Origin of the sequence: Kutzneria kofuensis (genome assembly GCF_014203355.1) — a bacterium.
Lineage (GTDB): Bacteria > Actinomycetota > Actinomycetes > Mycobacteriales > Pseudonocardiaceae > Kutzneria > Kutzneria kofuensis.
In genome coordinates this window covers 2,830,247-2,847,331 of the sequence record NZ_JACHIR010000001.1, presented here as the reverse complement: position 1 = coordinate 2,847,331, position 17,085 = coordinate 2,830,247, and the positions used below count along the sequence as shown (strand labels likewise).

Annotated in this window: 9 protein-coding genes; 7 read left to right on the top strand and 2 right to left on the bottom strand. The window is 65.9% G+C overall.

The annotated features are described in order from the left end of the window. The first annotated feature begins 195 nt into the window (after positions 1 to 195). A complete protein-coding gene (locus tag BJ998_RS12910) occupies positions 196 to 891 on the top strand; it encodes a hypothetical protein (protein WP_184861497.1) in 696 nt (231 codons plus the stop codon). Between the two features lie 47 nt (positions 892 to 938). Next, positions 939 to 2,075, top strand: coding sequence for an ImmA/IrrE family metallo-endopeptidase (locus tag BJ998_RS12905; RefSeq protein ID WP_184861495.1), 1,137 nt, complete (start codon positions 939 to 941; stop codon positions 2,073 to 2,075). Positions 2,076 to 2,330: 255 nt separating this feature from the next. Here BJ998_RS12905 and BJ998_RS12900 read toward each other — a convergent pair whose 3' ends face one another. Continuing rightward, positions 2,331 to 4,460: a DUF8189 domain-containing protein gene (locus tag BJ998_RS12900; RefSeq protein WP_184861493.1), complete on the bottom strand. Its 2,130-nt coding sequence runs from the start codon at positions 4,458 to 4,460 to the stop codon at positions 2,331 to 2,333. Positions 4,461 to 4,586: 126 nt separating this feature from the next. Between BJ998_RS12900 and BJ998_RS12895 the strand changes: the two genes are divergently transcribed. The 3 genes from BJ998_RS12895 to BJ998_RS12885 all read left to right on the top strand — a co-directional run bounded on the left by BJ998_RS12895 (position 4,587) and on the right by BJ998_RS12885 (position 15,345). Continuing rightward, positions 4,587 to 14,438, top strand: coding sequence for a polymorphic toxin-type HINT domain-containing protein (locus tag BJ998_RS12895; RefSeq protein ID WP_184861491.1), 9,852 nt, complete (start codon positions 4,587 to 4,589; stop codon positions 14,436 to 14,438). Beyond that, the gene (locus BJ998_RS12890; protein WP_184861489.1) at positions 14,408 to 14,872 is read left to right on the top strand and encodes an Imm1 family immunity protein; all 465 of its coding nucleotides are present in this window, start codon (positions 14,408 to 14,410) and stop codon (positions 14,870 to 14,872) included. Before BJ998_RS12895 ends, BJ998_RS12890 begins: the two co-directional genes overlap by 31 nt. 242 nt (positions 14,873 to 15,114) lie before the next feature. Then, entirely contained in the window at positions 15,115 to 15,345 is a 231-nt protein-coding gene (locus BJ998_RS12885) for a hypothetical protein (RefSeq protein ID WP_184861487.1), read from the top strand. A 261-nt stretch (positions 15,346 to 15,606) separates the two neighbouring features. Here BJ998_RS12885 and BJ998_RS12880 read toward each other — a convergent pair whose 3' ends face one another. Continuing rightward, positions 15,607 to 15,795 carry a winged helix DNA-binding protein gene (locus tag BJ998_RS12880; RefSeq protein WP_184861485.1) on the bottom strand — a complete coding sequence of 63 codons (189 nt, stop codon included), beginning with the start codon at positions 15,793 to 15,795 and terminating at the stop codon, positions 15,607 to 15,609. 4 nt (positions 15,796 to 15,799) lie between these two features. Here BJ998_RS12880 and BJ998_RS12875 point away from each other — a divergent pair, with 4 nt between their 5' ends. Both BJ998_RS12875 and BJ998_RS12870 read left to right on the top strand, forming a co-directional pair. Further along, positions 15,800 to 16,639, top strand: coding sequence for a polymorphic toxin-type HINT domain-containing protein (locus tag BJ998_RS12875; protein WP_184861483.1), 840 nt, complete (start codon positions 15,800 to 15,802; stop codon positions 16,637 to 16,639). Positions 16,640 to 16,663: 24 nt separating this feature from the next. Then, positions 16,664 to 16,981: a hypothetical protein gene (locus BJ998_RS12870; protein ID WP_221337988.1), complete on the top strand. Its 318-nt coding sequence runs from the start codon at positions 16,664 to 16,666 to the stop codon at positions 16,979 to 16,981. The last annotated feature ends 104 nt before the right edge of the window (positions 16,982 to 17,085 follow it).

The window sequence follows — 17,085 nt, the reverse complement described above, 5'->3', positions numbered from 1 at the left end:
AGCCACAGCGCGTGATCCACGCGAACGACCCCTAAAGAAGGGGCCTCACTGCGTGGTCTCTTTGTCGAACTGGATTTCGATCACTCTGTTAGAGCAATTTCGCACGATCCTCCTTGCGTAGGCTTGAGGGTGACTCGTTCAGTTGCGAAACTCGGAAGCCGGAGACGGTGCGACCAACGGCTCGTAGGGGGCGACGTGCCAGACGACGATCCGCAACACCGCGCCCAACTCGCCCGACTGGTGGTGCCGAACTCCGTGCACTTCCTCGCGACCGTACTGCTGCGGTGGCTGCACGACGCGCATGACGCCGCGCGCCGCATCCAGCCCTACCGACGCGATGACGAACGCGGTGAGTGGCACAACAATGTCAGCTTTGGCACAGATCGGTACCAATATCTGGTCCGCACGGCAAAGTCGCTGAAATCGGAGATACCGGAACTTGCGCCGGATTTTAGCTATCAATCGATGCTGCTGAAACTCAACGCGGCAGCGTTGTACCCATTTCGTGTGGACGACGGTCCTCGTGGCCCCATCCGGTCGACCAGTGATCTGCGTGCCGAGCTGTTATCCGACGAGGATGAGGCCGAGCTGGAGTTACTGACACGCAAGGAGGCGCTGCTCGGCAGCAGGGAACTGATCCTGCTGCCGTGGGCGGGAGATGAGGGCAAAGGGTGCACTGGCCTCTGGGCCGGCCAGGGTGTCGTGCGTGACAACCTCATCGACTGGTACTGGCTTATCGAACTGACCGGCGAAGCGGAAGGTCTCGGCGGTCCCACCGCCACGACGCCGCCTCAGCCAGATGCGCCAGATGGGCCGGCCCTATTCGATCAGCCGCCACCGCCGCTGAGGCTCACGCCACGGACCGAGCAACCACACGGCACCGGCGACTAACCTCCCGTGACCACTCGGTTTGGTGCTCGGTGCCGCACTCGGCAACGATGGTGCGCGACGACAGCAGACCGGAGGAGAGCGGCGCGGTGATCACACGTGCTTTCACCGCAGTACGAACCTTCGCCCCGGCTCGCCTGTCCATGGCGCGGCGGCTGGCCGGTATGCGGCCGACCGACCTCGCCGCCGCCGTCGCCAGCAGTAGTGCCGCGGTGTCGCAGTACGAGCAAGGGCAAATGATTCCTGACGACACCATCCTGGCCCGGTTTGCCCACGCGCTGAACGTGCCGATCGAGTTCTTCGCAGGCGGACGACCGCAACTCCGGCTGGACACCTCCACTGTGCACTTTCGGTCCATGCAAGCGGCCGACACGGTGCACCGCCAACAGGTGCTGGCGCAGGTCGAGTTGCTCTGGGAGGTCGCGACCGCGATCGAGCAGGTTATCGAGTTCCCCGACGTCGACCTCGGGTTACCGCTCGGCGTGCCGCACGGTGGCCCCGCGGAGGCAGCACGCACCATCAGGAAGGCGTGGGGGACGAGTGCTGGGCCCATAGCGCACGTGGTTCGGCAACTCGAGGTACGCGGCATCCTGGTCGTCGCGCTCGAAGCTGCGGCGAACGTGACGATCGGCGCGTTCTCGTCAGCTGCCCCGGGACGGCCGATCATCGCGCTTCCCACGATGATGAGCCCGCTCGCACGACGCGTCGCCGTCGCGCACGAACTCGGGCACCTGCTGCTGCATCCTGATGCCGCTCCCGGCAGCCCCAGCCACGAGGCGGCAGCCGACGCCTTCGCTGCCGAGTTCCTGATGCCGGCGGCCGACATCAGTGATCGGCTTCCGCGTAGGAACGACGTCGGCACGCTCAAGGACCTATCCGACTGCTACGGCGTGCCCACCGCGATGCTCGCGCATCGCGGGCAGCTGCTAGGCGTCTACAGCGAGACGGATCTCCAAACGATCCTGGCTGACATAGTCGGCCTTGGCTGGACTATCAATGAACCGGTCAACTCAACCTTCGTCGGCGAGCAACCAGAGCTACTGCAATCCGCGGCTCACATGGCTTGCGAACACGGCATGCCTCTGCGCCTGCTCGCGTCAAAGCTGAACATCGAATTGGCCGCCTTGCGGCAGCTGGTTGGGCATACGGACCTGCGTCCTCGCCTGCGATTGATCGCGTCACGGTAGAACAGTGCTCGCATCCGCACGCTGTCGGGCGCCGGTCGCGGCGCGCATGCCGCTCATGCTGTTGGAAAACCTGAGTACTCATCGTGAACATCCGCTTCAATGCCACCCAGCAGGGAGTCCTCAGGCCTCGACGCCGCCGGCCCCAAGTTGATAGTTGTCGAATTCATGGGACTGGACCGGAGTCGCTGGCCCTGACGTGGCGGCTGTGATCTTGGTGGTTGGGCTCGGCAACCCGCCGAGCCCAACCGGCGGGCCTCAGCTCGCGCGCGGCGGAAGGGCACCACCCACGAACAACCAGCCGTGGGAGTCGTTCTGTGCACTGTTGCGAGTCTGCGGGTTGGACTGTGTTGCGCGGAAGAGCAGTGTGCGGTCGTCTGCGTCCCGGTAGGACACAACCCAGGTTCCGGTGGTCACCAAGGCAGTCGACGGATCGGTCGCGGCCTTGACGGCGGTGCTGACAGCCGACCACGGTCGGTAGGTGGCGCTGCCGGGGGCAGTAGGACCGGTGTTGTCGATGTAGCCGTCGCTTGCTTTTACGACGATTTCGACGGTGCCGCTTGCGGTGAGCACTGCCGACGGCGATCCGGCGGCGGTGATACCGGAGATGCTCGTCCAGGACGATGGCCAGGTGCCGTCGCTGTTCTGCCGGATCGTGCGCACGCTTCCCGCGTTGTCCCGTGCGAACACCTGCAGTGTCGAGTCGCCGCGCAACACGGTGGACGCGCTGCCGGTGCCCGTGATGCCCGACAAGGGCGTCCAGGCGCCGAGCGTGCCTCCGGTGAAGTCGGCGGTGCGGAACGTGCCGCTGGTGTCCAGTGCGATCAGATGGATCGTGTTCCCCTGCACCATGGCGGTGGGCGTGCCGGTCATGGCGGAACCGCCGAGACTGCGCCACGACGTCAGGACGCCGTTCTTTCCGGCCTGAGGTCGGTACCAGACGCCTCCGGTACTGTCGATCCCGAATGCCACGATGGTGCCGTCCGAAGCGTGCGCCAAGGCGGGAGCGGTCGGGAAGTAGCCACCCGCTCGGGCGAGAATGGGCCAGGAGCCGTCGACCGCGGACTGTGCCGAGTTGCGGGTGTTGCCGTCCATGCCCAGTGCGAGTAGTTGGGCAGTGCCGTTGTCGTTGAGGGCGGCCCCGACCTGACCGGTTGAGGACTGGTAGCCCGGCAGCGCCGCGAAGCGAGCGGAGTTCGGGTTCGTCACATCGGTCTGGTCACCGACGACAGTGCTGCCGTCGCCGCCGACGTAGAAGTACTCGAGGTGCCCGTTGCTGTTGGCGATCAGTGTAGTCGGCCGCCCAGGTTGTGCGGTGACCGTCGGAGGCGCCGGCATGGTCAGCGGTGTGCTGCAGGTGTCCGTCAGCGAGGTGATTTCCCAGCTGGGATCCCAGCCCCAGCCGAGGTTGTTGCCGCCGGCCCAGGTGTCGATGGAGTCCGTGTAGTGGTACCAGAGCAGGTCGCCGTGCGGGTCGACGGTGTGGCCGTACAGGGTGTCGCCGCCCGGCGAGAACATGCCGCTGAAGATGTTCCAGCCTGTACTGAGCACTTTCGCCCGTTCCAACCACCGTTGTGAGGCGCTGTCGTACTGGTACCGGTAGAGCTGTCCGCCGTTGAGGCTCGGGTCGCGGGCGTAGACCGTGCCGGCGCCGGCGGCCAGGATGAGGTCGTAGTTGCCCCAGTTCGTGTCGATCTGCTGTTCGACGAAGTTGCCCGCGATGGCGTCGTAGTGGGCGACGTACAGGCCGCCGTCGTGGGGGACCTCGTAGAGGTCGCCCTTGGCGTCCATCGTGATGCGGTTGTGGAACTGGGGGACGTCCCAGCCGGTCCAGCCGTGCGCGAGGGTCTCGAACTGGCTGCCGCCCGTCGAGTCCCAGCCCGACCCGTTCCAGTGGTAGCGACGGAAGTCGCCGCTGGGCTGGATGTTGTAGACGTACCCGTTCGAACTGCCCAGAAGTTTGCCGCCGTTGGGGCCACCCACGTCGGCCGAGGAATCCCAGGTGGATGTTCCGCCGACGGGATCCGTGTGCTTGTACAGCCTGGTTATGCCGTTGGGGAGGGCGGCGAAAATCTGGGTGGCCCCCGTGCAGCTCGTTGTCGAATCCGCGTGCGAATATCCGGTTGTAAGGATGGTGGATATCGCGAGTGTCGCGGCGAGAACGGTGGCTGCTGATCTGAAGTCGCTAGTTCTCAAAGCTCCCCCGTACCCCTTGTCTTGCCTGGTCACAGGTGTGACACAGGTGGCAGCGGCAGACCGTACCGCATTGCCGTGACGTGCGCATGACGCCTTCTCGATACGGGTCTTGTTACGTAATTTGAATCGCAGTCGGGTTGCCTTGCTTGCCCTCTTGACGAGGCGTAAAAGTCGTGTTATGGAAGATTTCACCTTGCCTTTACTGGTGTTCTTGGCGCATCCTGTCTGCGCGTCATCTCGGTGTGCGCACTTTCTTGGGGGAGGAATTCGGTGGCTTCAGCCGGTGTCAGGCGCGCGCGTGAGCGTCGGGTCCGCAGCATGGTTGGCCTTCTCGTGGTCGTACTCGTCGTCGGCGTGTTCGGGCCGACCGCTTCACAGGTCACACCGCCACTGTTCGGCGACCTGCACGCGCTCGCGGACGCGTTGTCCCTGGCGCCCAAACAACGCTGGGGCTCGGCCGCCGACGGTGCCGCCCAACAGCCCGGCGAACACGACCACGTGGTCGCCACCACCGCCGGCAACCAGCAGGCCGCCCGCGGCCTGCGCGCCGACTACCCGTCGATCACGTTCCCGGCCGCGAAGGCGAAGCCCAACACCGCGAGCGCCGGCGCGGGTCCGAGCGCCGTGCGGGGCTTCGATCCCAAGACCAGCAAGGAACTTCCCAACGAGGGCGGCCGGTTCCAGTCCACGTACCGCAACGCGGACGGCACGGAGACGACCGCGTTCAGCAAGAACCCCGTCAACTACCGCAAACCCGACGGCACCTGGCAGCCGATCGACACGACGCTCGTCCCCGACAACGGCGGCTGGCGCAACGGAGCCGACGAGGTCGCCGCGCGCCTCGCCGGCCACGCCGGCGGCAGCGGCATGGTCAGCTTCGGCCTCGATAGCGACCACGTGTTCGGCTACGGCCTCGACGGCGCGCGGACGGTCGCCGGCCAGGCGCAGGGCAGCACCGTCACCTACCCCGGCGTGCTCGCCGACACCGACCTGCGGCTGGACGTGCAGCCCGGCGGCATCAAGGAATCCCTCGTGCTGGCCTCGCCGAACGCCCCGCACAGCTTCCTGTTCCCGCTGCAGCTCAAGGGATTGACCGCCAAGCTGCTCGACGGCCGCGTCGCGCTGGTCGACGCCGCGGGCAAGGAGCGCGCCAGCATCCCGGCCGGCTCCATGTCCGACGCCAGTCGCAACCCGCACACCGGCGACCCCGCCACCTCTACCGGCGTGACCTACCACCTGGTGTCCGGCGGTCTGCGGGTCGACCTGGACCAGAGCTGGCTCGCCGACCCCGCCCGCAAGTACCCGGTGGTGGTCGACCCGAGTGTGGAAAGCCCCAACGCCAGCGCCTCGATGTACGTGCAGAACGGCTCCCAGAACGACGGCCGGACCGAGCTGAGGACCGGCTACGACGGCACCGACAACATCCACGCCGCCACGTACCTGAAGTTCGACGGCATCGAGAACACCCTGCGCAACCACAAGATCTTCGGCGCCAAGCTGTACATCGTCAACGACTGGTCCTGGTCGTGCGTTCCCAGCCCGGTCTACATCCACGCCGTCACGGCACCGTGGACCGGTGGCGGATACCCCGGGCCCGCCTTCGGCCCCGAGCTGTCCGAGGCGTCCTTCGCCCACGGCTACATTGCCTCCGGACACACCAGGTCCGACTGCCCGGTCGCAGGCGAGGGCATCGACCTGGGACCGGCCGGCCGCGACGTGGTGCAGGCGTGGGTCAACGGCACCATGCCCAACTACGGCCTGACCGTCCGGGGCTCCGAAACGGACAGCTACGGTTGGAAGAAATTCACCGGCGCTGGCACGGCCAATCCGCCCAAGCTGTTTGTCACGCACACGCCGTTCAACGCCGACTACAACATCACGCAGCCGGTGCCGGACCCGCCGGTCACTCGTACACAGAGCGGCAAGATCAAGATCACGGTCACCAACCGCGGTGCCAGCACCTGGACTCAGAGCGGCTACGCGCTGGGCTACCGCGTGTACGCCGTCGGCGGTGGTCTGGTCGCCATGAACGAAGCGGCGCAGCTTCCTGGTGACGTCGGGCGTGGACAGTCCGTCAACCTCGACGCCACCATCCAGGCGCTGAATCCAGGCGACTACTACCTCGACTTCAGCATGTTCCAAAGAGGCGGGCCCTACTTCACCGACGAGCAGATACCGCCGGCCCGACTCGTGTTGCGGGTGCGCAACATCCCGCCCGTCATCAGCGCTCAGTATCCACCCAACGGTTACTCCTCACCCACACTGATCCCGCAGTTGTGGGCGCACGGCGTGAAGATCGATGCTGCACCGGGTAGTTCGCTGCAGTACCGGTTCGAGGTGTGTGAGCGCGACAGCGCCAACAACCCGGTCAACTGCTTCGACTCGGGCCACATCTCCTCGGACACGTGGACGGTGCCGGCCGGGAAGCTGGTGTGGAGCAAGACCTATCTATGGCGTGTCTTCGCGTTCGACGGCACTGACGAGAGCCCGACCTTGCCGGAGAGCACCCTGTTCGAGTCGGTGCCACAGCCTGAGATCACCTCACACCTGGGCAATGCGCCGTACAGCACCGACAGCAACGACTTCGATCCGCAGGTGGGCAACTTCTACCGCAGCGCGGTGGACGCCTCACTGGCGCTCGGCGGCCCGTCGATCTCCGTCGCCCGCACCTACAACAGCCTCGACCCACGCCGCGGTCTGGCCTTCGGTGAAGGTTGGGCGACCCAGTACGACATGTCCGTGGTGCCCGACGCCGACGGCTCCGGCAACGTAGTGGTGACCTACCCGGACGGGCAGCAGGTGCGGTTCGGCCGCAACCCGGACGGCAGCTTCGCCGCGCCGGAGGGACGCTACGCGCTCCTCACCCACCCCAACGACCAGATCTGGGATCTCGTCGACAAGGCGGGCAGCAAGTACGAGTTCAACGGCGGTCATCTGACGTCCATCACGGACAGCCGGGGACAGGCGGTGGTGCTCGACTACACCAACGGACGACTCAGCTTCGTGCATCAGCCGGCGTTGCTCGGCCGAACGGCGCAGGGCATCTCCTTTGCCTGGACCGGTTCCCACGTGACGTCGGTGACGACGAGCCCGGGCGGCGGCACGTCGCTGACGTGGCGGTACAGCTATGACGGCGACAAGCTGACCAAGGTGTGCGATCCGCTCGGCGGCTGCACGACCTACGGCTACGAGCCAGGCACGCACTATCGCAGCGCTGTGCTGGATACCAAGCCCGACTCCTACTGGCGCCTCGGTGAGTCCGCCGGGCCCGACGCGACCAGCCAGGTGGGCATCAACCTGGGCAGCGACAAGGCCAAGTACAAGGACGTGACGCTGGGCTCGGCCGGCCCGACCGCTGCATCGTCGGCCGCGACGTTCAACGGGACCAGCTCCGCTGTCACACTGCCGGACGGCACCCTGCGCAAGAACCGCGACATGGCGATCGAACTGTGGTTCCGGACCACCAAGGGCGGCCCGCTCGTCGGCTACCAGAACCAGGCACTCGGCAGCGACAAGGCACCTACCGCCGCCGTGCCGATGTTGTACGTCGGCACCGACGGCAAGCTGCGCGGCCAGCTGTGGACGAACCACGTCGCTCCCATCACCGCCACCCAAACCGTCAACGACGGCAAATGGCACCACGTGACCCTCACCGGCGCGTTGACGACCCAATCGATGTACCTGGACGGCCAGCTCGTCGGCTCGCTCGACGGCGCCATCGACGGCCTCAACATGGTGAACAACCAGTTGGGCGCCACCTACGTGGTCAACCAGGGCGACTGGCCGGGCCTCTCGGGCGGCGCACAGTGGCAGTACTTCGCCGGCGATCTGGCCGAGGCCGCGTACTACGAGCACCCGATCGGCCAGCCGTCGATCTCCGCGCACATCGACGCAGCTGCGGGCGCCGACGAACTCGACAAGATCACCTTGCCCAGCGGCAACGTCGCAGCGACGGTGACCTACGACCTGCCCGACGACCGGGTGCACCAGTACACCGACAACAACGGCGGCCTGTGGACGCTCGGCGTGCCAACGACAACCGGCACGCCGGACAACCCGATCAAGGTCGCGACGGTGACCGACCCGGGCGGGCGGGCGCACGAGTACGACTACGACCCCCTGCGGGGCCGAATCGTGCGGTTCGTCGCACCCCTGGGACTCGGTATCCGGTCGGAGGACCGCCCGATCGACCCGACCACGACCACGACAACCGACACGTGCACCACCCCGTCCGATGGTGGCCCGATCTTCTGCGGTGGTCCTGTCGGCGGTGGCGGCGACCCTGTAGGAGGTGTGGTTGACGGCGGTGGCGTGCGCACCTACACCTACGACAGCGCCGGCTTCCAAAGCACTGTCACGGACGAGAACGGCAACCAGATCACCCTCGGCTACGACAAGCGTGGCAACACCCTGTCGCGCAAGACCTGCCTGGTGCAGCAGACCAACTGTCAAACCGCGTACTTCAGCTACTTCCTCAACCCGGACAGCCAGACCGACCCGCGCAACGACCGGCTCACGGAGAGCCGGGACGCTCGGTCGGCCAACGCGGCCGACAACACCTACAAGACGTCGTACACGTACACGGCCGCCGGCCAGTTGGCCACCCAGACCACGCCGGACGGGTCGGTCGTGACACACACGTACACCACGGGACGGGAGAGCATAAACCCGTCGACGGGGATGTCCGGCACGCAGACCGGGATCTGCCCGTGTGCGCCACCTGGGCTGCTGCTGACCTCCACCGACGCGATGGGGGCGGTGACCAGCTACAACTACTTCGTGTCGGGCTCTCTGGCGCAGGTGACCAAGCCCGCCGGTCTGGTCACCAGGTACACCTACGACGCCATGGGGCGGACGCTCACCCGTACCCAGATCTCGGATAGCCAGCCGAGTGGCGTGACCACGACCTACACCTATGACGCGCTGTCCAGGCTCGCCACGGTCACACAGCCCGCGACCACCGACGCGGTCACCGGCGTCAAGCACACGTCGAAGACCACGGTCGGATACGACGCCGACGGTGACGTCGTCAAGGTGCAGGTCGATGATCTGACCGGCGGCGACAAGTCGCGGACGACCACTGCGGCGTATGACGGGCATGACCGGCTGATCACGCAGACGGACCCGGTCGGCAACTCGACCAGTTACGGCTACGACAGCTTCGGCAATCGCGTGTGGACGGTCGATCCAGCCGGCACCAAGACCAAGTACCTGTACACGGCTCGCAACCAGGTCGCGGAAGTTCGGATCGCGGCGTGGACGGGCGATCCGATGGGGGCCACCGCCGGCGCCGGCGGCGACGGCACGCCATCGGACACCACGCCCAACGACGATCTCGTACTGCACTCCTACGCCTACGACCTCGGGGGCCGGCTCGTCCGCGACACCGACGCCATGGGGCGGACGCTGAACTACACGTACTACGCGAACGACCTGACCCATCAGGTGATCGAGAAGGGCTTCCGCAACGCCAACGGCACCAACCGGGATGTCGTGCTGCAGGACTACGCGTATGACGCCACGGGCAACGTGGTGAAGAACGTCAGCGGAAACGGCAAGGTCACCACGACGACGTCCTACGACCCGGTCGGACGAATCTCCTCGACCACCATCGACCCGGACATCCTGGCCCGGACGACGCACTACACCTATGACCGCAACGGCAACGTCACCCGGGTCGAACGCACGGGCAACAGCTCCAACATCGGCAACTTCACACCCACCGTCGCCGAGACCGTCGACTTCGGCTACGACCTGGCCGGCCGGCAGACCAGCCAGTCGGTGCACAACGGCAATTCGCTGCTGACCACCTCCTACGGCTACGACCAGCGCGGTCTGCTCGTGTCGCTGACCGATCCGCGAGGCAACGTCGCCGGCGCCGACCGAGCCGCGTTCACCACGAACTTCGGCTACGACGAGGTGGGGCAGCAGATCAGTACGACCCTGCCGTCCGTCGCGGCGGAGTCGAAGGGCGGCGCGCCGGCCACGGTCCGCCCGACCGCGCGGCTCGGGCTGGACACCTTCGGCGAGCCCGTCGAGGCCAAGGACCCCGTGGGGGACATCAGCAAGGTCGGCTACGACGCCGACGGCCGGACCGTCGAGCAGATCGAGCCGACCTACACCCCGCCCGGCGGTGCGGCGATCACGGCGACGACTCGCACGACGTACGACGCGGTCGGGCGGGTCTCGTCGACCACGGATCCGCGCGGCAACACCACCACCTACAGCTACGACCAGCTCGGCCGGCTGGTGCAGCGTCACGATCCGGGCGACCGAACGTCGGTGTTCCAGTACGACCGCGCCGGCGAGCTGTTGCAGGCGACCGATCCGAGCGGTGCGACAAGGACCTGGACCTACGACGATCTCGGGCGCATGATCACGAGCACCCAGATCGAACGGGTGCCGCAGCCCGGCGCCTTCACCACCACGTACAGCTACGACGATCTCGGCAACACCGTTTCCGTCAAGTCACCGCAGGACGAGATCGCCGCCTTCAGCTACGACGCGTTGAGCGAACTGGTCACCTACACCGACGCCGCCGGCGTGGCGACCCAGTACGGCTACGACCTGTCCGGTCGACCAGTGCTCACCGCGGACGCCAAGGGACGCAAGCACTGGACCAACTACGACGAGGCCGGCCGGGCTGTGTCCACTTCGGACTGGAAGGGTGGCAGCACGCACCTGCGTGACACCGCAGCCACCTACGATCCCGCCGGTAACCTCCTGTCCGCCACCGACGCCCTCAACCACACCGCGACCTTTGCGTACGACGCGGCCAACCGGGTCGTGAGTCAGACGGTTCCGACATCGGACAGCGAGTCCATCACCACGAGCTACGGCTATGACGCTGACAGCAGGTTGACCCGTAGCACCGACGGGCGCGGCAACTCGACCATCACCTCGTACAACAGTCTCGGATTGCCCGAGTCCATCACCGATCCGGCGACCAAGACCGAACCGGCCAACACGTGGACGGCCGCCTACGACGCCGCCGGCAACGAGGTGACACTGGCCGCGCCGGGCGGAGTCACCAGGACGAGCACATTCGATGAACTCAACCGGCTGACCAAGGAGACCGGCGCCGGCGCCGAGGCGGCGACGGCGGACCGCGTGATCGGCTATGACGCTGCCGGCCGAATCAGCACGGTTTCCGCGCCTGGTGGGGATATCACCGTCAACTACGACGATCGGGGCGACGTCACGTCTGCCACCGGTGGCGGCGGCAATGCCAGCTTTGGCTACGACGCCGACGGTCGCATGACCACCAGGACGGATGCCGCGGGCACCGCCTCGTACCGCTATGCCAACGGTCGCGTCAGTGGTGTGCAGGACGGTGCGACCGGTGTGCTGCAGGTGCCGCAATACGACGAGGCCGGCGACGTCGCTGGGGTGGCGTACTCCTCGGGGCAGACCCGGACCTACACCTACGACGATCTCGACCGGATCACGTCCGACACGCTGAAGACCGCAGCCGGCGACGTGACCTCGTCGATCAGCTACGGCTACGACCTCGCCGACAACCTGACGCAGAAGAACACCGCCGGTACGGCGGGGGCGGGCCAGAACAGCTACACCTACGACTACGCCGACCGGATGACGTCGTGGACTGCCGGCGCCAAGACGACGCCGTACAAGTGGGACGCAGCCGGCAACCGCGTGCAGGCAGGCGACAAAACCGCCACCTTCGACGAGCGCAACCGCCTGCTCTCGGACGGCGACTACACCTACGCGTACACGCCGCGCGGCACCCTGGCATCGCGGACGAGTTCCGGCCTGACCGAGAAACTGTCTTTCGACGCCTTCGACCGCATGGTCAGCGACGGCAACAGCACGTACGCCTATGACGGGCTGGACCGCGTCGTCACGCGGAACGGCGCGCCGATGAACTACTCCGGTCCCAGCAGTGCGCTGGCCAGCGACGGCACCACGAAGTTCAGCCGTTCCCCGGACGGGGCACTGCTGTCCACCGCACAGGGCAACGACAAGCAGCTGGCGGTTTCGGACGTGCACGGCGATGTCGTCGCCGGTTTCGCACCGGGCGACGGCAACACCGGGTTGTCCCACTCGACCGCATACGACCCGTTCGGTCAGGTCACGGCGAGTTCGGGCGCCAAGTCGTCCGCCGGTTTCCAAGGCGCCTACACAGATCCAGACACCGGCAAGGTCGACATGAACGCGCGGTGGTACGACCCGGCCACCGGTAGTTTCGCCTCGCGGGACAGCGTCGACGGGAACCGCTATGCCTACGGCGCCTCGGCGCCGTTGAACTACACCGATCCCGACGGGCATTCGCCGCGCACGTGCGACGGGCAGCAGTGTGACTGGTGCGTGATCCTGGTCGGGACCTCGGACGACTGCGCCGGTGGTGGTGGCGGTGGCAGTGGCGGGGGCGGTAGCTCCTGTGGTGGCCCCGACTTGCTGCAGTTGGTCGGGGCGTGTGGATCTGATCAGTGCGACTCGCAGTCGCCGCTGCAACTGGAGTCCTACTGCTACGGCGACGGATCGGGTTCCGGCGGCAGCAGCGGCGGTGAGGGAATCCTCGGCACGATCAAGCGTGGCGAGCCAGGCACGTGCACATCTCACTGCGGCAGCCGAGGCGGTAGCAGCCGTCCCGCGCCGCCGGATCCGGCGATCGCGGCGCGGGCGGCGGAGAAGTGGGCCGCCGAGAACAACCCGATCCCGATTCCGTCCGCGATGTACCAGCCGTTCTATGCGCAGCAGTCGGACTTCGTGTCGGCCACGCCTGACCTGCCCGCGCAGCAGGTGAGTCAGCTGCAGAACCCGGTCAGCGACGTTGACAAGTCCTATGCCGCCATGCAGGCCAAGCTGGTCGCTGATCAGGGGCCGGTGGTGCAGAACGTCAGCGCCGCCGTGCAGCAGGCGTCGAACACCTCCGGCGACTTCTGGGGCAACGTCGGCAACGCGGCCGGCAACGTCGGCAGCTTCCTCTGGAACGGGTTCCTCGACACCGGACACGAAGCGTTCAACTGCGCCGACTCGATGGCCGGGTTCCTGGTCACAGGGGCGACCAAGGGTCGGTTCTACATCAACCACGAGGAGGCCGACGACTGCCTGCCGACCGCGATCAACATCGCCACCCTTGAGGCTGGCGGCGAGTTCGGTCTGTTCGGGAAGTTCGCCAAGCCAGGGGTGCTTGCCGATGTGCTGGGCGGCGCTGGTCGCCTGCTCGGCGACGTAGGTGGCGCGCTCAGGCCGTTCGTTCGCGGCTTGGGGGAGTCTCTGCTGAACGGCATCCCCGGTCTGCGGAGCATGCTCGGCAAGGCTGAGGACGGTCTGGCCGGCATGATGTGCAAGCTGTTCAACAGCTTCGCCGCGTCGACACCGGTCGTGATGGCCGACGGCTCCCAGAAACCGATCTCGGACGTGCAGGTCGGCGACCAGGTGAAGGCCACCGACCCGACAACCGGCCAGTCGGGCGACAAGCCGGTCACCGACGTAATCGTCGGCCAAGGCCTCAAGCACCTCGTCGACGTCAGCGTCGTGGACTCCGACGGCGACCGGAGTTCGGTCACCGCGACGAGCAACCACCCGTTCTGGGTCGACAGCTCGGAGTCGTGGACCGACGCCGGTGACCTGAAGGCCGGGGAAAATCTCCACACCGACGACGGCCGCTCTGTGACCGTGGTGGGACTGCGCGCCCACGACGAGACGACCAGGGTGTACAACCTGACCGTCGACGGTCTGCACACCTACTATGTGGCGACTGGCGACGCTCATGTACTGGTTCACAATTCTGGTTGCTTCGATCCCGCAGGATTGGGGGCAGGTCTTCCGCGATACACGCCCGGTGGACCTACATCGGGAACTGGAAAGGCTGCGGACGGGCGTATTTACGATGTGGTAAGCGGGAACAAGCAGCAAGATGCCGATCTTCTGAATATTGTCAACAATGTTCTTCGGAGCAAGGGTCGACTGCCGGGGTTGGCGACTTCGGCGCGCGCCTCCGATGTGGAGCAGAAGTTTGCTGCCATTATGATTCGAGACGGAATCGATGATGCGAACATTGTCATCAATAATCCGACAGGTCCGTGTGACGTTCGGCTCGGCTGTGACGACGTTCTGGACGACCTCCTTGGGCGTAAGAAGCTTACGGTACACTGGCCCGATGGAAACGGTGGTTGGACGTCCAAGCAGTATGGGGGGCGCTGACGGTGCGTGGTGCTGAGGTTTATTACCGCAGGGGGCATCGTGAGAATCCGCCGGTGTTGGCCAGCTCTGGTGATGTAGACAAGCTGATCGACGGGCTACTTGCAGGTGAGGAGTTTCATAATCTCGCGCAGCTGCATTCTTTGGACCGTGAACTTCTACCTTCCGGGTATCCGGACCATGAGCTTCTCGTAGGCATCGACCGGAGCGTTCAGGTTGGTGTCCTGGAGTTCATGGACGCCGGGGGGAATGTGGTGACTCTGGGGCCGGCGACGGGACGGGGTGAGGTGATCTACCACATTGCCGGGAACCCGACTGAGTTTCCGGATCGGTCGGAGGTGTCCGTAGAGCTCATACGCCAGGCTGTCAAGGAGTTCGTGATGTCCGGCGGTCAGAGGCCGACTTGCGTTCAATGGCAGGTTCCGGAGATTTGGTGACCGGCCGAGTCCTCGACTGCTCCCGCGGTAGCTGCTGACTCGGTGCCACCGGTCCGGTCGTCGTGGTTAGGGTCTGATTTGGAAATACGGATCCGGCCGTGTCAATGGCCAATGGGGCAGGTATGGGACGTACGTGGGTCGAACGGTTTGAGTGCGCTGTTTGCTGAGGATGGCAAGTTTGTAGCTTTCCTCGACTGGTGGCGCCTACGTTGTCGGGCCGAACGGCGGTTTCGGAGGACCAAGTGATTGTCGATGTGGATGGCAATGTCGTCGAGACAATCAGGATCGAGGGAGCGGATCGGTCGATCGAGTTCCGAGTGACCGTCGTGGGCGGCGAGCGCTTGCTGTTCGCGGTTGTGGGCGACTTCGACGACGAGTTCATTGACGCTCGGATATCGATGGCGCCCGGCTCTGGGGACATTCCCGTGCGGGTGATGTTGTGGGCGCTCGACTACGCTCGAGGCAACTTCTGACCCGCCGATGCGGGTGGGGTGCAGCTCGACTGCACCCCACCCGCATCAGCCCGTCGGCTGGCCTAAGCCGGCGTTCTCGGCGGTCGTTCGGGTCCGAGCGACGGTGGCAGCCAGCTGCTTCACGGCCCGAGCGGTGAGAGGGTCGGAGGCGGACCCGTAGCTCGTCCTCGAAGGTGGGGATGGCGGCGTCCAGCAGCTCCCGCCCGGCGTCGGTCAACCCCAGGAGGGAGGAGCGGCGGTTGTTCAGGTTGGGGCGGCGGGTCACCAGCCGGCGGCCTCCATGCAGTCGACGCCCTTGCTGGTCGCGCCGACGGCAATGGCGAGGTCGTTGGCCCCGCAGCCGTCCCACCCGCCGATGAACCACATGAACTCGTATTGGCCGGTGCTCAGGCTGTGCTCGGCCGTCAAGCGCACGCCGAGCGCGTTGTACAGCCTCGTCTCGTAGCGCACGAGATTGGAGAACGCTGCGCGAGATCGGTCACACCGCTCCATCTTCCCTCTTGACGGATTCCTCGACACCGGCCGCGAGGCGAACCACCGTGCCGACTCCATGGCCGGATTGGGACCAGGTCAAGGCACCGACCCGACCACCGGCAAGTCGGCCGACGAGGCCGTCACCGATGTCATCATCGGTCAGGGCCTCAAGCACCTGGTCGACGTCGACATCACCGACAATGGCGAGGCCGGGTCGGTTTCCGCGACGGACAACCATCCCTTCTGGGTGGTGGACCTCAACCAGTGGGTCGACGCCGGAAAGCTCAAGGCCGGCGAACACCTGCTCGCCGAGGACGGCCACAGCGTTGTCGTCACGGAGCTGCACCGTCACGACGAGATCACCCGCGTCTACAACCTCACCGTAGACACCCTGCACACGTATTACGTGTTCGTCGGTACCGATGAACTTCTCGTCCACAACGGCGGCGGCGCGTGGTGCGACACCAAGAAGCCGATCTTCGGAAACCGGCCCGATTTCGGCCAGACGGCGTTGTACGTGATCGTCGACCCGACGACCGGGAAGATTCTCAAGTGGGGCGTCAGTGACGACCCGGTCACGCGCTACTCGAACTCGGATTTCCAGCAATGGAGTGCGCAGTACGGAGGCACCTACCAGATGCAACTCCTTCGGAACTTTGACTCGCGGCAGGATGCGGAGGCGGCAGAGAAATACCTGTACGATCGTGTGCCCGGGCCTGAGAACCATGAGCCCGCCAAGGGAAGCCTGAGCCAACCCGGGCTGAGCTGGCAGTCCGTTCTGGACGAAATTCAGCGTGGTAAGTTCGGTGGACATCGGTAACCGCACGTGATCCGAGGTGATGTCGTGATGGTCGACGCTCAGTACTACGTCGCCGAGAGTGAGGGCGGCGACGTAGTCGCCGACCCGTCCGAAGATGCGTTGTACATGAGGATTTCCGACCTGGTGTTTCCCGACAACAGCTTCGTCACGATCCAGCCACCTGGCGAGCGGGACGATTGGCACGTGGTCGTGGCCCTGCTGGAGGAGGGTGGGTACGAGGTCGAATACCGGCACAAGGGCCGCGGTGAGCACCGCGTGGTGAATGAAACCGAGATCTCGGACATCGCGCACGAGGTGATCATCTGGCTTGGCGATGTCGTCCGACGGACTCACAAGGGCTGAGCGACGGTCCGGACCTCGGCACCCGATTCTGACACGGTGCCTTGGGCCGGCCGTATCAACCTGTCGGCTGGCCCACGCCGTGTCCTCCATCGTCGCGCGGAGCC